This window comes from Aeromonas sp. R1-2 (assembly GCF_040908505.1).
GTDB classification, from domain to species: Bacteria; Pseudomonadota; Gammaproteobacteria; order Enterobacterales; family Aeromonadaceae; genus Aeromonas; species Aeromonas veronii.
The window spans coordinates 161,207-182,226 of record NZ_JBFODU010000012.1 but is presented as its reverse complement, the minus strand read 5'-3'; the positions used below and the strand labels follow the sequence as shown (position 1 = coordinate 182,226).

General features: G+C 60.9%; 19 protein-coding genes. 15 read left to right on the top strand and 4 right to left on the bottom strand.

From position 1 onward, the window contains the following. Positions 1 to 126: 126 nt before the first annotated feature. The gene (gene recJ / locus AB5Y76_RS04260) at positions 127 to 1,857 is read right to left on the bottom strand and encodes a single-stranded-DNA-specific exonuclease RecJ (RefSeq protein ID WP_263716952.1); all 1,731 of its coding nucleotides are present in this window, start codon (positions 1,855 to 1,857) and stop codon (positions 127 to 129) included. Then, a complete protein-coding gene (locus AB5Y76_RS04255) occupies positions 1,823 to 2,470 on the bottom strand; it encodes a disulfide isomerase DsbC N-terminal domain-containing protein (RefSeq protein WP_005335146.1) in 648 nt (215 codons plus the stop codon). Before AB5Y76_RS04255 ends, recJ begins: the two co-directional genes overlap by 35 nt. A gap of 316 nt (positions 2,471 to 2,786) precedes the next feature. On the opposite strand from AB5Y76_RS04255, the gene mscL reads away from it, so the two are divergent. Then, a complete protein-coding gene (gene mscL, locus AB5Y76_RS04250) occupies positions 2,787 to 3,197 on the top strand; it encodes a large-conductance mechanosensitive channel protein MscL (RefSeq protein ID WP_047438040.1) in 411 nt (136 codons plus the stop codon). Between the two features lie 72 nt (positions 3,198 to 3,269). Here mscL and xerD read toward each other — a convergent pair whose 3' ends face one another. Further along, positions 3,270 to 4,169, bottom strand: coding sequence for a site-specific tyrosine recombinase XerD (gene xerD / locus AB5Y76_RS04245; protein WP_263716953.1), 900 nt, complete (start codon positions 4,167 to 4,169; stop codon positions 3,270 to 3,272). 250 nt (positions 4,170 to 4,419) lie between these two features. Between xerD and fldB the strand changes: the two genes are divergently transcribed. From fldB to AB5Y76_RS04230, 3 genes are all read left to right on the top strand, one after another. Next, positions 4,420 to 4,938 (top strand): flavodoxin FldB, encoded by a 519-nt coding sequence (gene fldB / locus AB5Y76_RS04240; protein WP_021229741.1) that lies wholly within the window; start codon positions 4,420 to 4,422, stop codon positions 4,936 to 4,938. Between the two features lie 202 nt (positions 4,939 to 5,140). Beyond that, positions 5,141 to 6,541 carry a TldD/PmbA family protein gene (locus AB5Y76_RS04235; protein ID WP_263716954.1) on the top strand — a complete coding sequence of 467 codons (1,401 nt, stop codon included), beginning with the start codon at positions 5,141 to 5,143 and terminating at the stop codon, positions 6,539 to 6,541. Beyond that, positions 6,541 to 7,881: a TldD/PmbA family protein gene (locus AB5Y76_RS04230; RefSeq protein WP_263716955.1), complete on the top strand. Its 1,341-nt coding sequence runs from the start codon at positions 6,541 to 6,543 to the stop codon at positions 7,879 to 7,881. The genes AB5Y76_RS04235 and AB5Y76_RS04230 overlap by 1 nt, the downstream gene beginning before the upstream one ends. Before the next feature lie 84 nt (positions 7,882 to 7,965). Here the strand turns inward: AB5Y76_RS04230 and AB5Y76_RS04225 are convergent, their stop codons facing one another. Further along, positions 7,966 to 8,460: a zinc ribbon-containing protein gene (locus AB5Y76_RS04225; RefSeq protein ID WP_005335155.1), complete on the bottom strand. Its 495-nt coding sequence runs from the start codon at positions 8,458 to 8,460 to the stop codon at positions 7,966 to 7,968. A 145-nt stretch (positions 8,461 to 8,605) separates the two neighbouring features. Here AB5Y76_RS04225 and leuS point away from each other — a divergent pair, with 145 nt between their 5' ends. From leuS to AB5Y76_RS04170, 11 genes are all read left to right on the top strand, one after another. Beyond that, positions 8,606 to 11,182 carry a leucine--tRNA ligase gene (gene leuS / locus AB5Y76_RS04220; RefSeq protein ID WP_263716956.1) on the top strand — a complete coding sequence of 859 codons (2,577 nt, stop codon included), beginning with the start codon at positions 8,606 to 8,608 and terminating at the stop codon, positions 11,180 to 11,182. 113 nt (positions 11,183 to 11,295) lie between these two features. Beyond that, a complete protein-coding gene (gene lptE, locus AB5Y76_RS04215; RefSeq protein WP_263716957.1) occupies positions 11,296 to 11,778 on the top strand; it encodes an LPS assembly lipoprotein LptE in 483 nt (160 codons plus the stop codon). After that, positions 11,778 to 12,815, top strand: a complete 1,038-nt coding sequence (gene holA, locus AB5Y76_RS04210; protein WP_263716958.1) for a DNA polymerase III subunit delta — start codon at positions 11,778 to 11,780, stop codon at positions 12,813 to 12,815. Before lptE ends, holA begins: the two co-directional genes overlap by 1 nt. Continuing rightward, the gene (nadD, locus tag AB5Y76_RS04205; RefSeq protein ID WP_263716959.1) at positions 12,809 to 13,459 is read left to right on the top strand and encodes a nicotinate-nucleotide adenylyltransferase; all 651 of its coding nucleotides are present in this window, start codon (positions 12,809 to 12,811) and stop codon (positions 13,457 to 13,459) included. The genes holA and nadD overlap by 7 nt, the downstream gene beginning before the upstream one ends. A gap of 103 nt (positions 13,460 to 13,562) precedes the next feature. After that, the gene (gene rsfS, locus AB5Y76_RS04200; RefSeq protein WP_005335165.1) at positions 13,563 to 13,904 is read left to right on the top strand and encodes a ribosome silencing factor; all 342 of its coding nucleotides are present in this window, start codon (positions 13,563 to 13,565) and stop codon (positions 13,902 to 13,904) included. Between the two features lie 19 nt (positions 13,905 to 13,923). Then, positions 13,924 to 14,391, top strand: coding sequence for a 23S rRNA (pseudouridine(1915)-N(3))-methyltransferase RlmH (rlmH, locus tag AB5Y76_RS04195; protein WP_005335166.1), 468 nt, complete (start codon positions 13,924 to 13,926; stop codon positions 14,389 to 14,391). A gap of 103 nt (positions 14,392 to 14,494) precedes the next feature. Beyond that, a complete protein-coding gene (gene mrdA / locus AB5Y76_RS04190) occupies positions 14,495 to 16,417 on the top strand; it encodes a penicillin-binding protein 2 (protein ID WP_263716960.1) in 1,923 nt (640 codons plus the stop codon). Further along, positions 16,410 to 17,513: a rod shape-determining protein RodA gene (rodA, locus tag AB5Y76_RS04185; protein WP_005335170.1), complete on the top strand. Its 1,104-nt coding sequence runs from the start codon at positions 16,410 to 16,412 to the stop codon at positions 17,511 to 17,513. Before mrdA ends, rodA begins: the two co-directional genes overlap by 8 nt. Next, complete coding sequence (gene mltB, locus AB5Y76_RS04180; protein WP_263716961.1) at positions 17,513 to 18,511, top strand: lytic murein transglycosylase B; 999 nt, start codon at positions 17,513 to 17,515, stop codon at positions 18,509 to 18,511. The genes rodA and mltB overlap by 1 nt, the downstream gene beginning before the upstream one ends. Further along, complete coding sequence (locus AB5Y76_RS04175) at positions 18,453 to 19,433, top strand: septal ring lytic transglycosylase RlpA family protein (RefSeq protein WP_201949663.1); 981 nt, start codon at positions 18,453 to 18,455, stop codon at positions 19,431 to 19,433. The genes mltB and AB5Y76_RS04175 overlap by 59 nt, the downstream gene beginning before the upstream one ends. Before the next feature lie 186 nt (positions 19,434 to 19,619). After that, a complete protein-coding gene (locus AB5Y76_RS04170) occupies positions 19,620 to 20,816 on the top strand; it encodes a D-alanyl-D-alanine carboxypeptidase family protein (protein ID WP_005335176.1) in 1,197 nt (398 codons plus the stop codon). Positions 20,817 to 21,020: the final 204 nt, after the last annotated feature.

The window sequence follows — 21,020 nt, the reverse complement described above, 5'->3', positions numbered from 1 at the left end:
AACTGTGAAGCTATAGACAGGTCAACGCCCTTTTCCAGAGATCCGCCAACAAAAACGGCCACCCTCGGGTGGCCGTTGTCAGCGCTATCTGTGATAAAGCGGCGATAGAGCAGCGATGCTACCGGCTCAAAGACCGGCCGCCTCCAGATGCTCCACCAGCAGCTGCACGCTGCGGTTGCCGCGCCACTCGTTGACGTCAAGCCGGTAGACAAGCCGCACCCGCTTGACCGAGGCATCGGGCCAGCGCTTGAGATCGACGCCAAAGGCGATGGCATCCACCGCATGACCGGAATCGGTTGTCAGCATCATCTTGAGGTGCTTCTCCCCCACCAGCCGCTGCTGCACCAGCACGAATTCGCCGTCAAACAGCGGCTCGGGGAAGGCCTGACCCCAGGGGCCGGAGGCGCGAATAAGCTCCGCCAGCTCGAGGGTGAGCTCATCCGGCAACAACTCGCCATCGGTGAGCAGCACTCCGGTCAGCAGCTCGGGGGTCACCAGCTCGCTGATGACCGCCTCAAAGGCGCGGCTGAAGGCCTCGATATTGGCCTTGGGCAGGGTCAGCCCCGCCGCCATGGCGTGGCCGCCAAACTTGCCCATCAGGCCCGGATGGCGGGTATCGAGCAGTTCCAGCGCATCGCGCAGGTGCACCCCGGGGATGGAGCGGCCGGAGCCCTTGAGCTCGGTCTCGCTGCTCTCGGCAAAGGCAATGACCGGGCGGTAGTACTTCTCCTTCACCTTGGAGGCCACCAGCCCCACCACCCCCTGATGCCACTCGTCCCGGTGCAGCACTATGCCCGACGGTACCTCGCCATCGCGAAAGCGGATCTGCTCCAGAGTGGCGAGGGCCTCCTGTTGCATCCCCTGCTCGATCTCCTTGCGCTCCTGATTGAGGCTGTCCATCTCGGCCGCAAGCTGGCGCGCCAGATTAAGATCATCGCAGAGCAGACAGGCGACCCCGAGGGACATGTCATCGAGGCGCCCTACCGCATTGAGGCGCGGCCCCAGCGCAAAACCGAGGTCGGCGGCGGTGAGGCGGCGACCATCGCGGCCCGACACATCCACCAGCGCCTGAATGCCGGGGCGACAGCGGCCGGCCCGGATCCGCTGCAAGCCCTGATGGACCAGGATGCGGTTGTTGCCATCGAGCGCCACCACGTCGGCGACCGTGCCGAGCGCCACCAGGTCGAGGTAATCCGCCACATTGGGGGCTCGCAACCCTTGCCGTTCGTACCAGCCGAGCTGACGCAGATGGGTGTTGAGGGCCGCCATCAGGTAGAAGGCCACCCCCACCCCGGCCAGCGACTTGGAGGGGAAATCGCAACCGCTCTGGTTAGGGTTGACGATGGCATCGGCATCAGGCAGATCCTGACCCGGCAAATGGTGATCGGTAACCAGTACCTGCATGCCCGCCGCCTTGGCAGCCGCCACCCCGGCGATGCTGGAGATGCCGTTATCCACCGTGATAAGAAACTCGGCACCGCGGGCCACCGCCAGCTCGACAATCTCGGGGGTGAGGCCGTAGCCAAACTCGAAGCGGTTGGGCACCAGAAAATCGATGTGGCGACCGCCCATGGCGCGCAGGGCCAGCACACACAGGGCCGAACTGGTGGCACCATCGCAGTCGAAGTCGCCGACGATAAGGATCCGTTTCTGGGCAGTCAGGGCATCCGCCAGCAGCGGCACCGCCTGTTCCATGCCATAGAGGCGCTGGGGCGGCAACAGCTGACTGGCGCTGCGCTCCAGCAGGGCTGGATCCTCTACGCCACGGCTGGCGAAGATTTGGCGAATCAGGGGATGCAGGGTGGCAGGCAGATGGGAATCATCAACTCGCGGACGACGACGGATTTGCAGGGACATCAATATGATCCAGTATCTTGAGCAGCTGTTCGGGGCTCTGATACCCGCGCACCAGATCCCCGTCGGAGGAGACCCAGGCCGGCAGTACCTTGACCCCCAACCATTGGCTCAGGCCAATATTTTGGATAAGGGTCTCACTACATGCCGTTTGAGGCAAATAGGCTTTTAACGGATCATTTTGCAGCAGGGGATCGCTGCACCAGTCGGCGGCCCGTTCGGCGTGATCAATCACCGGATAGAGAGCCACGCTCACCCCGGATGCCTGCAGGTGTTGCAAGGTGCCGGAGAGCTGACGACGTTTGGCGTCCTGCTCGCCGAGAAACAGCGCAACCCGGTGACGCTCATCCCTGGCCTTGAGCACGATGGGGGCATGGGCCACCTGCGCCAGACCAAGTCGGCGCTGCTCGCGCATACCCGAGATGGTCAGGTTCTTCATGTCACGGGTCATATCCAGCATGACCCCCTGCACCACATAATCCCCTTTGGCATCGCTGTAGAGCACCCCCTGTGAGGTGCCCAGCATATACAACCCCGCGATCGGGGTCGGCTCAACCAGATAGACGGGGACCCCCAGCCGGGCTGTGATGGTCTGTTTCAAGGCTTGGGTATCCATCCCCGCTCTGGCAGCAAATGTGCACAAAAGCATCATTCCCAGTAGTAAATACTTCACTTGTTTACTCACGTGGTATGAATGAATCGACCCAGCAAACTACAGCAGCACAGCTCATCATTCAACCAGCTAATTACCAAAAAATTAATATCACTTTGTACCAAAAAAATGGCTCCCCCCGATTGCCAAGGACTCATAACGCCCGCAAGCTAGTCAGGACGACAGGAACAACGCGGCTTAGCCTCTGTTTTTCCTGACAAGAGTTCGCCCTTTGGCAAGGGTAATCAACGCGCTATCTTGTTTAATTTCGGAGGAAATAATGAGTCTGATTCAAGAGTTCAAAGCCTTTGCCGCCCGCGGCAACGTCATCGATATGGCGGTAGGTATCATCATTGGTGCCGCCTTCGGCAAAATTGTCTCCTCTTTTGTCGGTGACGTGATCATGCCGCCCATCGGCCTGATCCTGGGCGGCGTGGACTTCAGCGACCTGGCGGTCACCCTGAAGGCCGCAGAAGGTGCAACACCCGCCGTGGTCATCGCCTATGGCAAGTTCATCCAGACCATCATCGACTTTCTGATCATCTCTTTTGCCATCTTCATGGGACTGAAGGCCATCAACACCCTGAAGAAAAAGCAGGAAGAGGAAGCCGCCGCCCCGGCTGGCCCGACCAAGGATCAGGAGCTGCTGACCGAGATCCGTGATCTGCTGAAATCCCAGCAAGGGAAATAAGCGCCATCTCCTGTCGTGTAGAGATAAAAAAACCGCCTGCTGGCGGTTTTTTGTTTTTGGGAGGCCAGCCACTCAGGCTCTGGGGTGGTGCTCACCGTGCAGCGCCTTGAGTCGCTCGTTGGCCACATGGGTGTAGATCTGGGTGGTGGAGAGATCCGCATGGCCCAGCAGCATCTGTACCACTCGCAGGTCGGCGCCGTGGTTGAGTAGATGGGTGGCGAAGGCGTGGCGCAAGGTATGGGGGGATAGCTCGCCGTTGATCCCGGCCCGCAGGGCATAGAGCTTGATGCGGTGCCAGAAGGTCTGGCGGGTCATCATACGGGCCTGCTTGGAGGGAAATACCACATCCGAAGTGGTGCCCCCCAGCAGCAGGGTGCGGGCCTCTCGGTAGTAACGCTCCAGCCAGTGCATCGCCTCCTCGCCCATCGGCACCAACCGCTCCTTGTTACCCTTGCCAATAACCCGCACCAAGCCCTGCCGCAAACTGACATGCTCGGCGGTGAGCCCCACCAGCTCGGAGACCCGCAGCCCGGTGGCGTAGAGCAGCTCCAGCATCGCCTTGTCCCGCAGCTCCAGCGGGTCATCCACCAGCGGCGCACTCAGCAACCCATCCACCTCCGTTTCGCTTAAATCGGAGGGGAGTTTTTTCGGCAGCTTGGGCCCCTCCAACAGCACGGTCGGATCGTCGCTGCGCAGCTTCTCGCGGTTGAGATACTGGTAAAAGCGGCGCAGGGCCGACAGGAAGCGGGCGGTGCTGCTGGCCGCAAACTGGTGATCGACCCGCCAGGCGAGGTAGTGCTGGATCTCGTCCATCCCCGCCAGCAGCAGCGAGCTCCCCTGCTCGTCGAGCCAGAGGGAGAACTTCTCCAGATCGCTGCGATAGGAGCTGACCGTGTTGTCAGACAATCCCCGCTCCAGCCAGAGGGCATCGAGAAAGGGTTCAATCAGGGGATGTGGGTCGGGCTTGCTCATGGTGCGCTGCAATCAGGGGATCGATGGCCCATTGTAACGCGCCAACTCCTTGGAAAGACAAGGCACTTTCATTGGAAAGATAAGGCACGTTTGCCACGCCCCTTGCCGGGCGGTGAAGGTCGAATGGCAATCTGCTAGACTGGCGCCCTCCCCTTACGTTACCCATCGTGTTGCCAACATGGCGCAGCCCACACGAGCATGCGAGAACGCGCCAAAAGCAAGCGAGAAAGCGCCAACAGAGAGAAGAGCGATGAAGATTGGTCTGTTTTACGGTTCCACCACCTGCTACACCGAGATGGCTGCCGAGAAGATCCGCGCCCTTATCGGCCCCGAGCTGGTGGATATTCACAATATCAAGGATGTCTCCCTGCGCCTGATGGAGGATTACGAGATCCTGATCCTCGGCATCTCCACCTGGGATTTTGGCGAACTGCAGGAGGACTGGGAGTCCCGCTGGGAAGATATCGCCGATCTCCATCTGGAGGGACGCATCGTGGCCCTGTTTGGCCTCGGCGATCAGCTCGGTTATGGCGAATGGTTCCAGGACGCCCTTGGCATGCTGCACGATCAGTTGGTGCCAAAAGGGGTCAAGCTGGTGGGCTACTGGCCCAACGAAGGGTACGAATTCGATGCCTCCAAGGCACTGATCGACGATGGCCGTCACTTCGTCGGGCTGGCCCTGGACGATGCCAATCAATATGACCAGACCGATCCGCGCATCGAGCAGTGGGTCGAACAGATCCTGAGCGAAATCCACGCCCTGCTCTGATCTTTCCCACGTTTTGGCAAAACGACCCTGAGCGCCTGGCCCTGGCCGCCGGGCGCAGTTATCGCACCGATTTTCTCAATCGGTATCATCGCATGACGCTATAGCGACTTTTTTGTGCTGGTCTGCAACAATGGACTCGACATCCCATAACAATCAGAGCCGGATGTCGGAAGCAAACGGACAGACCAGAAAAGGATATTCTATGACCCCATTCTCCCTGTTGGCCCCCACCATCGCCCGTGACGTGCTCGATCACGCGCTGGCGCTGGGTGCCGATTTTGCCGAGCTGTTTGTCGAGCGCAAGCGCCGCAGCCAGCTCAGCCTGCTCTCCAGCCAGATAGAGAACATCAGCGGTGGCCTCGATTTCGGCATCGGTGTGCGCCTCTGTTACGGCCACAAGGTGCTCTACGGCTACACCAATCTGGCCAGCCGCGACGAGCTGCTGCGCATCGTCACCCTGCTGGCGGCCAAAGACCGCCGCGACCCCGTGGTGACCGCCACCGCCTTCGATTTCACCCGCCTGAGCGATCGCAACCCGGTGGCGCTGCCGCTCTCGGCAGACAAGCTGCTGGAGCAGAAGATCGCCTATCTGCACGCCATGGATGCGGCGGCCCGCGCCGAGAGCAGCAAGGTGAGCCAGTTCTCCGGCAACGTGCTGAGCTGGGAGCAGGAGGTGGAGATCTTCAACAGCGAAGGGCTGCAAGTGGCCGATCGCCGCCACTACAACCGCATCATGGCCCAGACCATCGCCGTGGAAGGGAGCGAGCAGAGCGTCGGTTACGAGGCCCCCGGCGCCCTGATGGGCTGGGAGCATGCCGATCGCATCGATCCGCGCGATCTGGCGCTCACCGCCACCCGTCAGGCACTGGTGAAACTGGGCGCGGCTCCCTGCCCGAGCGGCACCCTGCCGGTCATCATGGAGAACGGCTTTGGTGGCGTCATCTTCCACGAGGCGTGCGGCCACCTGCTGGAGACCACCTCGGTAGCCAAAAAGGCGTCTGTGTTCCACGACAAGATGGGCCAGCTCATCGCCAATCCGGTGGTCAATGCGGTGGATGAAGGCTTGCAGAGCAACGCCTGGGGCTCCATCAACGTCGATGACGAGGGGATGGCGACCCAGCATACCCAGCTCATCAAGGACGGGGTACTGACCGGTTTTCTGGTGGACAGAATGGGGGCCCTCAAGACGGGCTACGCCCGCACCGGCTCCGGGCGGCGCGAATCCTACAAGTACGCCCCCACCTCGCGCATGCGCAACACCTATATCGAACCAGGCAACCACAGCCTCGATGATATGCTGGCCACGGTGGAGCACGGCATCTACGCCAAGAAGATGGGGGGCGGTTCGGTACAGCCCGGCACCGGCGAGTTCAACTTCAATGTGCAGGAGGCCTACCTCATCGAGCACGGCAAAATCACCAAGCCGCTCAAGTCAGCCACCCTGATCGGTACCGGCCCGCAGGTGCTGAAAGAGATCTCCATGGTGGGCCGCAATCTGGCGCTGGCCGCCGGTATGTGCGGCTCGGTCTCGGGCTCGGTCCCCACCTCGGTGGGTCAGCCGGCGCTGAAAGTGGACAATATTCTGGTGGGAGGGAACGCCTGATGAGCACCATCGACATGAATCAACTGCTCACCCGCCTGCTCGACAAGGTGGCCGACCTCAACGCCGAGGCAGACATCATCGCCAATCAGGAGAAGGCCTTCTCCCTCAAGGCAGACAAGGGCGAGCTGGGTGAATACAAGGTCACCAGCAGCCAGCAACTCGGTATTCGCCTGATCAAAGAGGGCCGAGTCGGCATCGCCTACTCGGAATCCCTCGATGAGCTGGCGCTGGGTGCCATGCTGCAAGATGCGCTCGATGCCAGCCGCTTTGCCAAGGTTGACCCGGATCAGCGCATCTCGGTGGCCAATAGCCGGATCACCACAGATTGCGCCGAGATCAACCAGCCCGATACCACGCCGGTTGAGGAGAAGATCGCCCTGGCCCTGCGCCTCGAATCTGACATGCTGGCCATGCCCGATGTGAGCGGCGCCCCCTACAACAGCTTCTTCGAAGGGGAGAGCCAGCTCTGGCTCGCCAACAGTCAGGGTACCCTCTGCCAGCACGGCGAGTTCAGCGTCGGCTGCTACACCTCGGCGCTGGTGGAACGGGATGGCCGCCAGTCGATGCACTCGCAGGGGCAGTATGGCCGTCGCTTCGAAGAGCTGGATAGCCAGGCCCTGATCGAGCAGATCTACGCCATCGCCGATGGGCTGCTGCCCGGTGAAGCGGTGCCGAGCGGTCGCTACAGCGTCATCTTCAGCACCAACTGCTTCGCCAGCCTGTTTGGCTGCTTTCAGGGCGTGCTATCGGGCAAGTGGGCCCAGCAGGGGATCAACCCTTGGCGCAGCAAGGTCGGCCAGAGCGTGGCGTCACGCTGGCTTACTCTGGAGAGCCGGATCTATATGCCTGGCGGCATGAACATCAAGGCGTTTGATGGCGAGGGAGCGGCCAGCTCGGATCTGCTGCTGATTGGCGAAGGGGAGCTGAAGACCCTGCTCCACAACAGCACCACGGCCCGCCACTTTGGCGTCGCCAGCAACGGCTCGGCCGCCCGCGGCGCTCGCAGCGCCCTCGATGTGACCGCTCGCCATCTGGTGTTTGGCGCGGGCCCCCATAGCGAAGCGGAGGTGCAGAGCGGCGACTATCTGGAGCTGGTCAAGCTGGATGGCCTGCACTCCGGTGCCGATGCGGTGAGCGGCGACTTCTCCTTTGGCGCGTCAGGGTTCCTCTGTCGCGATGGAGTTCGCCTGCAGCCGGTGCGCGGCATCACGGTAGCAGGCAACTTCTACCGCCTGCTGGGCGAGCTGGAAGCGGTCGGTGACACCCTGCACCACAACGACGGCAAGGGCTTCTACGCCCCGCAGATCCGTTTTGGCGGCCTCTCCGTCGCGGGCAAGTAAACGCCCCGACGAAACCTACAAGTAAGAAAAAGGCGCCTGATGGCGCCTTTTTGCTCGTTATCTCGTCCACATTGATGGCATGACTCAGGGCGAGAGCGGCTCGCGGTGATACTCGGCGCAGCCGCATTCGGGGCAGGTATCGAGCTGTTGTGGGTGTAGCACGGTATGGCGCCAGCCGCACTGGTCGCACACCATGACCCCGAGCCCTACCCAGTCACCCGCTTCGTAAACACCCTTGTGCTCCAGCTCGTCGGCCAGCTCGCGCCACTCCACCTGGGCGCGGTCGGTCACATCCGCCAGCCAGGACCACGCGGTGTCTTTGAGGGCCAACATAAAGGCAGACTCTTCCACCTGCGCACTATCGTCATGGCGCCCCTCGTCATAGTTGCCCAGATCCCGCTTCACGTACTCGGCGATGAGCGCCAGCTCGTCCTGAGTCAGGTCGCTGGCGGCCTCCAGATAGGCCTGCACCTTGGCAATCATCCGGTTGAGGCGCTCCCCCTGGAACTCTTCAGTCTCTTGCCACTGTTTTTGCAGCTCGGCAATGAAGGCTTCGTACCCTTTTTGACGTTTGTCCATGGCTCTAACTCCTCTACTAAACCCTGATCTGGCCCGGCTTAAGGCCCAAGGGACGCTGGCGGTTGTTGCCGCCGCAGGATATGGGTATTCTATTGCGATTTCCCAGCTGATTTATCTATTCATTTCACAGATCCGGATGTCACCAATGCAAGAGCAATACGTTCCCCAATCAATCGAACCAGCAGTGCAAAAGCACTGGGATGCCAAGAAAACCTTCAAGGCCGTGGAGAAGGTAGACAAGGAGAAGTTCTATTGCCTGTCCATGTTCCCCTATCCGTCTGGTCGACTACACATGGGGCACGTTCGTAACTACACCATAGGTGATGTGATCTCCCGTTATCAACGCCTCAATGGCAAGAACGTGCTGCAACCCATAGGTTGGGATGCATTCGGTCTGCCGGCCGAGAACGCCGCGATCAAAAACAATACCGCACCGGCGCCCTGGACCTACGAAAACATCGAATACATGAAGAACCAGCTGAAGATGCTGGGTCTGGGTTATGACTGGGATCGTGAAATCGCCACCTGCAAACCGGACTACTACCGCTGGGAGCAGTGGTTCTTCACCAAGCTCTACGAGAAGGGTCTGGTCTACAAGAAGACCTCCTCCGTCAACTGGTGCCCGAACGACATGACAGTGCTGGCCAACGAGCAGGTGGTCGACAACTGCTGCTGGCGCTGTGACACCCCGGTGGAACAAAAAGAGATCCCCCAGTGGTTCATCAAGATCACCGACTACGCCGAAGAGCTGCTCAACGACATCGACAATCTGGAAGGCTGGCCGGAAATGGTCAAGACCATGCAGCGCAACTGGATTGGCCGTTCCGAAGGGGTCAACATCAGCTTCGCCATCGAGGGTCAGGCTGATCAGCTGGAGGTCTACACCACCCGTCCGGACACCTTCATGGGCGTCACCTATGTCGGTATCGCTGCCGGTCACCCGCTGGCGCTGCAGGCCGCCGAAAACAATCCGGAACTGGCCGCCTTCATCGAAGAGTGCAAGAACACCAAGGTCGCCGAAGCGGAACTGGCCACCATGGAGAAGAAGGGCATGGCCACCGGCCTCTACGCCATTCACCCGCTGGATGGCCGCAAGGTACCGGTCTGGGTCGCCAACTTCGTGCTGATGAACTACGGCACCGGCGCCGTGATGGCGGTTCCGGCCCACGATCAGCGTGACTTCGAATTCGCCACCAAATATGGCCTCGACATCAAGGCGGTGATCAAGCCGGTTGATGGCGACGTCGACGTGAGCGACGCCGCTTATACCGAGAAAGGCGTGCTGTTCAACTCCGGCGAGTTTGACGGTCTCGACTTCCAGGGCGCCTTCGATGCCATCGCCAGCAAGCTGGAAGGGCTCGGCAAGGGCAAGCGCACCGTCAACTACCGTCTGCGTGACTGGGGTGTCTCCCGTCAGCGTTACTGGGGTGCCCCCATCCCGATGCTGACCCTGGCTGACGGTACCGTAGTGCCGACGCCGGAAGATCAACTGCCGGTACTGTTGCCGGAAGATGTGGTGATGGATGGTATCCAGAGCCCGATCAAGGCTGACGCCGAATGGGCCAAGACCACTTACAACGGTCAGGAAGCGTTCCGCGAGACCGATACCTTCGACACCTTTATGGAGTCCTCCTGGTACTACGCGCGCTACTGCTCCCCGGACTACGACAAGGGCATGCTGGATCCGGCTGCTGCCAACCACTGGCTGCCGGTGGATCAGTACATCGGCGGTATCGAGCACGCCTGTATGCACCTGCTCTACGCCCGCTTCTTCCACAAGCTGCTGCGTGACGCGGGTCTGGTCAACAGCGACGAGCCGTTCAAGCGCCTGCTCTGCCAGGGCATGGTGCTGGCCGACGCCTTCTACTACAAAGACGAGAAGGGCGGCAACGTCTGGGTCAGCCCGACCGACGTCAAGGTAGAGCGTGACGAGAAGGGTCGCATCACCAAGGCCATCGATAACGAAGGCCGCGAAGTGCTCCACTCCGGCATGACCAAGATGTCCAAGTCCAAGAACAACGGCATCGACCCGCAGCTGATGGTCGAGCGTTACGGCGCCGATACCGTCCGTCTGTTCATGATGTTCGCCTCTCCGGCCGAGATGACGCTGGAGTGGTCCGACTCCGGCGTAGAGGGTGCCCAGCGCTTCCTGCGTCGCCTGTGGCGCGTCACCTTCGAACACGTTTCCGGTGGCGCCGTTGCCGCACTGGATGTGGCGGCTCTCACCAACGAGCAGAAAGCGGTACGCCGTGAACTGCACAAGACCATCGCCAAGGTGAGTGATGACGTGGGTCGCCGTCAAACCTTCAACACCGCCATCGCCGCCATCATGGAGCTGATGAATAATCTGGCCAAGCTCGGCAACGACGAGCAGGACCGAGCCCTGATGCAGGAAGCGCTGGAAGCTGTCGTTGTTATGCTCTACCCCATCACCCCGCACATCGGCTTCGAGCTGTGGAAGATGCTGGGCAAGGGCGACGACATCGATCACGCAGCCTGGCCGGTGGCCGATGAAGCGGCCATGGTCGAGACCGAGAAGCTGGTGGTGGTACAGATCAACGGCAAGATGCGCGGCAAACTGACCGTGCCGGCCGAGATCAGCCAAGCCGACGTCGAGAAGCTAGCGATGGCCGATGCTTCCGTGCAGAAGTTCACCGACGGTCTGACCGTGCGCAAGGTGATCTATGTACCTGGCAAGCTGCTCAATATTGTCGCTAACTAATTGGCTGCCAACTGATTGGTTACCAACTGATCATTGCCAATCTGTGACAGCAAACGGATGATAACGGCGGGCCCTGCGCCCGCCGCTTTCCCTTAATGCAAAGAGGATTTTCTATGGGCACCATCTTCACCCGCTGGATGGCCATCGTGCTGGCTGGTCTGCTGCTGCAAGGCTGCGGCTTTCACATGCGCGGCAACGGCATTCCGAGCGAGCTGATGACCATGAAGGTCGTGGGCGACAACAAGAGCGACTTCTACCGGATGGTTACCACCCGCCTGAAGGCCTCTGGCGTGACCCTGGCCGACAAGGAGGGCATTCCGGTGCTCACTCTGGGCGGCGTAGGCAGTACCAGCCAAGTTGCCTCGGTCAACGCGCTGGGGACGGACACCGAATATGTGCTGGGCTTTGGTACCCAGTTCACCATCTCGGTACCGGGCAAGCCGACTCAGGTCTTCCCCATCAACTTCAACCGCAGCTTCCTCAACAAGCCGGATGCAGCGCTCGCCTCCTCCCGTGAGCAGGAGCAGCTCAACCGCGAAATGCAGGAGCAGGCGGCCAATCAGATGATCCGGCAGTTGAGTCAGGTCAGCTTCTGATGCGGATTTACCCGGAACAATTTAGTGACCACCTCAAAGCAGGGCTTCGGCCCTGCTATCTCGTTTTTGGCGACGAGCCCCTGCTGCGACTGGAGGCCATCGATGCCATCCGTCAGGTCGCCCGCAAGCAGGGTTTCGATGAGCGCCACACCTTCGTCGTGGAACAGGGGCTGGACTGGAATCAGGTCTACGATGCCTGTCAGGCCATGAGCCTCTTCTCCGCCCGCCAGATCATCGAGCTGGAGCTGCCCGCCAAGGTTGACAAGGATCTCGCTGCCCGCATCAGCGAAATTGGCAAGCAGCTTCATCCAGATTTGCTGCTGGTGCTGAGTGGCGGTCGCCTCAACCAGACCCAGATGAAGGCAGCCTGGTTCGACAAGCTCTACCAGATTGGCACCTATGTGCCGGTCAACCATCCGGAGCCCAAGTTCTTCCCGCGCTGGATGAGCGCCCGTTTTGCGCGTTTCGGCCTCAAGGCGCTGCCAGATGCCATCAACTTCATGTGCCACTCCTACGAGGGCAACCTGCTGGCCGCCAGCCAGGAGATCGAGAAGCTGACCCTGCTCTCGCCGCCCCAGCCCATCAGCGTCACCTATCTGCAAGAGACCATTATCCGCCACGCCCACTTCACCCCGTTCCAGCTGGTCGATACCCTGCTGGAGGGCAAGGTGAACCGGGCCCAGCGCATTCTGGCCGCCCTGCGGGCCGAAGGCACCGAGCCGGGGATGCTGGCCTGGACCCTCTGCCGCGAGCTGGAGCAGCTGACCGAGCTGTCGCTGGCGATGCGCAACGGCCAGCCGCTGGGGGAGCACTTCAGCCGCCTGCGCATCTGGCAGAGCCGCCAGCAGCTCATTCAGCAAGCACTGACCCGACTGCCGTTTGCCAAGTTGCAGCAACTGTGGCAACTGATGGCCCAGCTGGACGATGCCCAGCGCCGCTTCGATAGCGAGCAGGCCTGGCTGATGCTGCAGACCATTGCCCTCGGCTTTCGTGATGGCACCCCGCTGCCGCTGGTGATGGAGAGCAGCCCGTGCTGAAGGCGCCCATTGGCCTGCTGGGGGGCACGTTCGATCCTATCCATATCGGCCATCTGCGCCCGGCCATCGAGGCGCGCGATGCCCTCGGGCTGGCCGAGATGCGGCTGATCCCGAACCATATCCCGCCCCACCGTGCCAATCCGTTCTGCTCGAGCGAACAGCGCCTTGCCATGGTCAAACTGGCGGCGGCGGAGAACCACCACTTTGTGGTCGATGAGCGGGAGCTGAGACGGGACAAGCCCTCTTACACCATCGATACCCTGATCGAGCTGCGTCGTGAACTGCCCGATACGCCGCTCTGTTTTCTGATGGGGATGGATTCCCTGCTGAGCCTGCCAAGCTGGCACCGCTGGCAGGAGCTGCTCGACTATGCCCATCTGGTGGTGAGCGTGCGGCCGGGCTGGCAACCGGATTATCCGACCGAGGTGGCGCAGCTGTTGGCGCGCCATCACACCACAGATGCCAACGCGCTGCATCAGCGTCTGGCCGGTCATATCTGGCTGGCGGACAACCAGCCCATCGAACTGTCAGCCACCCGACTGCGAGCCTTGCTGGATGGGGGGCAAGACACCCGCTACCTCTTGCCCGAGTCGGTTGCGCACTATATTGATCAACAGGGGCTCTACCGCGCCAACCGCCGCTAGCCCCTGTCGTAATCCCGCCCCACCCGATGGGAAACGGGAGTGACCATGATATAATCCGCCGCCCTGACGCAAACGCTGCGCGCCGGAATACAGGAGAGACTCATTGCAAGGCCAAGAATTGCATGCCTTTATCATCGACAAGATCGATGACATGAAAGGCCGCGACATCATCACCCTCGATGTACGCGGCAAATCCAGCATTACTGACACCATGATCATCTGTTCCGGCAACTCCAGTCGTCACGTCAGCGCCATTGCCCACCATCTGGCCAGCGAGGCCCGCCACGCGGGTCTGGATCTGCTGAGCGTGGAAGGACAACTGAGCGGTGAATGGGTGCTGGTAGATATGGGCTCGGTGATCGTGCATGTGATGCAGGATGAACATCGTGACTTCTACCAACTGGAAAAGCTGTGGAGCGGTGCCGCTCAAATGAATACGCAATAAGAGCACAAGTGTAACGACCATGAAGATCCAGTTGATTGCGGTGGGCACCAAGATGCCCGCCTGGGTAGAGCATGGCTTCGAAGAGTATCGTCGCCGCTTCCCCAAAGACATGCCGTTTGAACTCGTCGAGATTGGCGCAGGCAAGCGGGGCAAAAATGCCGACATTCCGCGCATCCTGCAGAAGGAAGGGGAAGCCATGCTGGCGGCTGCGGGGCGCTCGCGCATCGTCACCCTCGACATTCCGGGCAAGCCCTGGACCACGGAGCAGCTGGCGACCCAGCTGGAGGCGTGGAAACTCGATGGCCGCGATGTCGCGCTGCTGGTAGGCGGGCCGGAAGGCTTGTCCCCCGAGTGCAAAGCTGCCGCCGAACAGAGCTGGTCACTGTCACCGCTCACCCTGCCCCATCCGCTGGTGCGGGTGCTGGTGGCCGAGAGCCTCTATCGGGCCTGGAGCATCACCACCAATCATCCGTATCATAGAGAGTGAGCCATGCGTCTCTGGAGTCTCACCTCTCATATTCACCCCTATCACAGAGAGTGAACAATGCAGTTCCTGCTCTTATTGCCCCCAAGGGTCTTGAGGTAAAGGCATGCTGAAACAACGCATCGAAATGCGCGATCACAGTGCCGAGGGCAATCTGTTCTTCCGGCGCACCCTGGTAGCCTACATCGGCATCGTCGTGCTGATGCTGGTGCTGCTGGGCAATCTCTATTATCTGCAGGTCGAGTCCTACGACACCTACCAGACTCGCTCCAACTCCAACCGTATCCGCGTGGTACCGGTGGCGCCACCACGGGGCCTCATCTATGACACCAACGGTGTGCTGCTGGCGGAAAACCGCCCGGTCTACAGTCTGGAAATCGTGCCGGAAGAGACCAAAGATCTCGAAAAAACCGCCGACCAGCTGATCACCCTGCTGGGTCTGCCGGAGGGCACCAAGGAGAAGTTCCTCGCCGAAGTGAAGCGCCAGCGCCGCTTCAAGCCGGTCCCCCTCTACGAGAAGCTGACCGAATATCAGGTGGCCCTCTTCTCGGTCAACCAGCATAACTACCCGGGCGCCAGCATCGAGGCCTACCTCAAGCGCTACTACCCGTTTGGTGACACCCTCACCCATGCTTTGGGCTATGTGGCCAAGATCAACACCCGTGACGTAGAGCGCCTCGAGAAGGAAGAAAAACTCGCCAACTACGCGGCCACCAAGGATATCGGCAAGCAGGGGGTGGAGAAGTATTACGAAGATGAGCTGCACGGTGTGGCGGGCTATCAGGAGGTCGAGGTGAACAACCGCGGCCGGATTGTCCGCACCCTCAAGTTCCAGCCACCTATTCCGGGCAAGGATATCTACCTCAATATCGACGTCCGGATGCAGCTCAAGGCCCAGCAACTGCTGGCTGGCCAGCGCGGAGCCATCGTGATGATGGACCCGAAAACCGGCGCTATCCTGGCCCTGGAGTCGAGCCCCAGCTATGACCCCAACCTGTTCGTGACCGGCATCTCCAGCGCCAACTACTCGGCGCTGCTCAACGATCCGGCGCGGCCGCTGGTGAACCGCACCACTCAGGGCATTTATGCCCCTGCCTCCACCGTCAAGCCCATGATGTCCATCATGGGTCTCAACGAGGGGGCCATAACCCCGGGCTACCGCTATTTCGGCGGCCCGAGCTTCTCCATTCCCGGTACCACCAAGAAATTTCGCGACTGGCGCCGCTGGGGTCATGGCTGGCTCGACGTCTATCGCGCCATCGAGGTCTCGGCAGATACCTACTTCTACGATCTCGCCTATCGAGTCGGCATCGACAAGATCCACAGCTACATGACCAAGTTTGGCTTCGGTCAGTACACCGGGGTCGATCTCTATGAAGAGACCAAGGGGGTCATGCCGTCCCGTGACTGGAAGATGGCCCGTTGGCGCCAGCCCTGGTATCAGGGTGACACCATCTCTGTCGGTATCGGTCAGGGCTACTGGAGCGCCACCCCGCTCCAACTGGCCAAGGCGATCAGCATCCTGACCCAGAATGGTCACGACGTCACCCCGCACCTGCTCAAGAGTACAGCCTCCCAGGCGGGGGTGGTCGATGCCCCCATCAACCCCAATATCGCCCTCAAGCTCAATAACGACAGCTTCTGGAAAGTGGCGCAGGATGGGATGTGGCGAGTCAACCATGGCAGTGAAGGCAGTGGCCGTCACTCGTTTGCCAAGGCGCCTTACTCCTCAGGCGGCAAATCGGGCACAGCCCAGGTAGTCGGTTTGAAGGAAAATCAGGTTTACAACATCAAGACGGTCAAGGCGGAGCATCGCGATAACGCTTTGTTCGTTGCTTATGCCCCCTTCGAGGCACCCAAAGCGGTGGTAGCTCTGGTACTGGAAAACTCCATCGGAGGTGGTGGTGGTCGAGCTGCATCGCCCATTGCACGCCAGATGCTGGATGCCTATCTGCTGCCCCCTGATCCGCAACTGCCACCGGCACCGGAAAAGCCGTCCCAACCGAGTGAGGTCGCTCCCAATGAGTAATTCTGCCCGCCAGCAGAGCATCTGGTACAAGCTGCATATCGACTTGCCCCTGCTGCTCGGTCTGCTGGCCGTGATGACCCTCTCCATGGTGGTGCTCTACTCCGCCTCCGGTCAGGATATGGACTCCATCGTGCGCCAGCTGGTGCGCGGCGGTCTCGCCTTTGCTCTGATGATCGGCCTGGCCCAACTGCCCCCCTCCCTCTACGCCCGCTGGTCGGTGCCGCTGTTCGCCGTGGTGGTGCTGATGCTGATTGCGGTGGACGTGTTCGGCCACATCGGCAAGGGGGCCCAGCGCTGGCTCGATCTGGGCTTTATGAAGTTCCAGCCCTCCGAGGTGATGAAGCTCTCCATGCCGATCATGGTGGCCGCCTGGCTCAGTCGCCACTCGCTGCCCCCCAAGTTCAGCCATGTGGTGATCGCCCTCATCATGGTGCTGCTACCCACCCTGCTGATCGCCGCCCAGCCTGACCTTGGCACCTCCATTCTGGTGGCCGCCTCCGGCTTCTTCGTCATCTTCCTGGCGGGGCTCAGCTGGTGGCTGATCGGCTTGGCGGTCCTGCTGATGCTGGCCTTTATGCCAGTGCTCTGGTTCTTCCTGATGCACGACTACCAGCGCCAGCGGGTGCTGATGCTGCTCGACCCGGAGAAGGACCCGCTCGGTCGCGGCTATCACATCATCCAGTCCAAGATTGCCATCGGCTCCGGCGGCGTCTTTGGCAAGGGGTGGTTGCAAGGGACCCAGTCCCAGCTTGAATTTTTACCAGAACGGCATACCGACTTTATCTTCGCAGTATTCAGCGAGGAGTTCGGTCTGGTGGGGGTTGCCCTGCTGCTGGTGCTCTACCTCTACGTCATCAGTCGTTGCCTGTTTATCTCGATGCAGGCCCAGAACAGCTTCGAGCGACTGCTGGGCGGCGCCATCACCCTCACCTTCTTCGTCTATGTGTTCGTCAACATGGGCATGGTGAGCGGCATCTTGCCGGTGGTAGGGGTGCCCCTGCCGCTGGTGAGCTATGGCGGCACCTCCATGGTGACCCTGATGGCCGGCTTTGGCATACTGATGTCCATCCAGACTCATAGAAGACTGCTCGCCTGATGAGACGGGTTGGATTGCTGCTCTCGCTCGCCACCACGATGGCGACCGCCGCCGTGTCGCCGGATCGGTTGGCCCTGCTCGCCGACCAGCAGCAGGTGCCGCTGGCGGAGCTGCAGGCGGCCGTCGCCCGCGCCCAATTACGGCAGGAGGTGCTCGACACCATCAGCAAGCCGTGGGAAGCCAAACCCTGGCATCGCTACCGGCCGCTGTTCGTTACCCCGGATCGGATCCGTGACGGCCAGCAGTTCTGGCAGCAACATGCCGAGACACTGGCCCGCGCGGAGCAGACCTATCGGGTGCCCGCCTCGCTCATCGTGGCCATCATCGGAGTCGAGACCTTCTACGGTCGCCAGATGGGCCGTCATCCGGTGCTCGATAGCCTCTACACCCTGGGGTTTCACTACCCGGAGCGGGCGGACTTCTTTGCCAAGGAGTTTGCCCAGCTGGTGGTGCTGGCCAAAGAGGAAGGGTGGCAACTCGATACCCTCCAGGGCTCCTATGCCGGCGCCATGGGGATGGGGCAGTTCATGCCCTCCAGCTACCGCCACTACGCCGTCGATTTTGACGGGGATGGCAAGCGGGATCTGTTTGCCAACCCGGTCGATGCCATCGGCAGCGTGGCCAACTATTTTGCCAGCCACCAGTGGCGCTGGGGCGAATCCGTGGTGGAACCGGCCCAGATCGGGTTGATGGCAGTCGAACCTCTACTCAGGCCTGAGCCCGAGTTAACACAACAGTGGTCAGAACTGGCGGCGGCAGGGATTGAGCTCGCCACGCCGCTGGCCCCACAGACGCCGGTCAAGTTGCTGGCGTTTGCCCAAGCCGATGGACCGGAATACTGGGTCGCACGGCATAACTTTTATGTGATCACCCGTTACAATCGCAGCCCACTCTATGCGATGGCGGTGTATCAACTTAGCCAAGCCATTCAGGAAGCGTATGCATCTTCGTCACAAACTCCTCCCGCTCAGCCTGAGCTTGTTGCTGGCCGCCTGTAGCAGCCAGCCGGAACAGAGCGCCCCCGTCGAGCCGCAAGCACCGGTCAGCAAGCCACCCGTTATCGAGATCCCGCAAGCCACCGGCGCCATTCCGCGCCCCGAGCCCCTGAGTGCCAGCGGCAACCGGGACTACTGGATCGGCAAGCAGAAGCACGAGGTGTGGCGCGACATCAAACACTACAGCGAAGAGGGCACCGCCAGCTGGCTATCGCCGGATCTGGACGGCCAGAAGACCGCCAACGGCGATGTGCTGGACAGCAAGCTGTTCAGTGCCGCCCACCGCAACCTGCCCATCCCTAGCTATGTGCGGGTCACCAATCTGGACAACGGGCTGGAAACCATAGTGCGGGTCAACGATCGCGGTCCGTTCAACAGCCCGCGCCTGATCGACCTCTCCTACGCAGCGGCCAAGCAGCTGGAGATGGTCGACAGCGGTGAGGCCCGAGTACGGCTGGAGCTGATCAGCGACACTCCGGATCAGATGGTGATCATGGAGCCGATGAAGCCCATCGAGATGACCCCGACCACTCCGGCTGCGGCCTCCAACATGCTGTCGCAAGATGGCTTCCTGGGTGAACCAACCGCACTGGCGATGGCCACTCCCGCTGCCGAACCCGCTCCCGTCAAGACGCCCGCCGCCAAGCCCGCCAAAGCGGCACCTGTCAAGCCAGCACCAGCCAAGGCTGCGGCGCCCGCCAGCAGTGGGGATGGCAAGATGATCCAGGTACTGGCCAGCGGCTCCCGGGATCGGGCCGAGGCGATGGGCAAGGTGATGACCCAGCGTTACGGCGTCCCCTACCGAATCGATGCCCATGGCGCCATTTTCCGGGTACTGATTGGCCCGGTCGCCGCCGACCAGCAGGCAAGTGTGCTGGAAAAAGTACGTCAGGGCGGGCTGGAACAGGCCTTTATCGTGCCCTGATCGCCCCCCTTTGCTGCGGATGTGACTAACCGCTTACTCACTGTCATCACGTCGTTTTATGGCGTGATGACAGTGAGTGATGGATAAAAAACCAGTTCTGATCGCCATCTCGGGCTATAACCTGCGGGCGCATCTGGTATAGTTAGGCCCGCATTTTATCCCCATCTGGCTCGCAGGAATTTCAAGATGTCCAAATTTGCCCGTTCAGTTCTTCTGGCCTCACTGATCAGCGTAACCGCCCAGGCCAATACGCCGGTGCCGACACCGACCCCGAATGCCATGCCCATGGTGGTTCCCGCCGCGCCGGAGATCTCCGCCAAGGCTCATATTCTGATCGATTACTACTCAGGTCAGGTGCTGGCCGAGCAGAACGCCGAAGAGCGTCTGCCGCCTGCCAGTCTGACCAAGATGATGACCTCCTACATCATCGGCCAGGAGCTGCTGAAGGGGAACATCAAGCGCACCGACATGGTGACCATCAGCCAGAACGCCTGGTCCAAGAACTACTCCGACTCCTCCAAGATGTTTATCGAGGTGGGCAAGCAAGTCTCCGTCGATGATCTCAACAAGGGCATCATCATCCAGTCCGGCAACGACGCCTGCGTCGCCATGGCCGAGTTCCTGGCGGGCAGCACCGACTCCTTCGCCAGCCTGATGAACAGCTGGGCCGCCAAGCTCGGCATGAATGACAGCCACTTCATGAACCCGCACGGTCTGGATGCGGAAGGTCACTACAGTACCGCTCACGACATGGCCCGTCTGGGTCAGGCGCTGATCCGCGACCTGCCGGAGGAGTACAAGATCTACTCCCAGAAGTCTTTCGTGTTCAACGGCATCACCCAGCACAACCGCAACCGCCTGCTGTGGGATCAATCCCTGCAGGTGGATGGCATCAAGACCGGCCACGTCAGCCAGGTCGGCTATAACCTGGTCTCCTCTGCCACCAACAACGAAGGCATGCGCCTGATCGCCGTGGTACTGGGCGCCAGCAGCGAAGCCTCCCGCGCCGCCGAGAGCAAAAAACTGCTCACCTACGGCTTCCGCTTCTTCCAGAGCCTGACCCCGTACAAGGCAGGCACCGAGCTGGTCACCCAGAAGATCTGGATGGGCGACAAACCGGAAGTGAAACTGGGCGTCGACAAAGATGTCTCCGTGCTGGTCACCCGCGGCCAGGGCAACAACCTGAAGGCTGACTTCCAGCTCGACAGCGAGCTGAAAGCGCCGCTGGCCAAGGGTCAGCGCGTCGGTACCGTGTTCCTGAAGCAGGGCGACAAAGAGATCAAGCAGGTGCCGCTGGTCGCCCTGGAAGAGGTGCAGGAAGGTGGCTTGATGAGCCGTCTGTGGGACTACCTGGTACTGCTGGTCACCAGCTGGTTCAAGTAATCCAACGCACAATCCTCACCAAACAGCGGCGCCAACAGGCGCCGCTGCTGTCTGTGACGGACAAAAGCAGTGAATAACCCTGTAAACTGCAGGTTCCGCCTTACCCTGATTTGTGGTAAAAAGCAGCACTTCCATCCTTGTCTGACCGATCCTGGCCTTGATCCCGGTCCGGGCAGCGCCCATATAGTTATGAGCCGTGCCCAT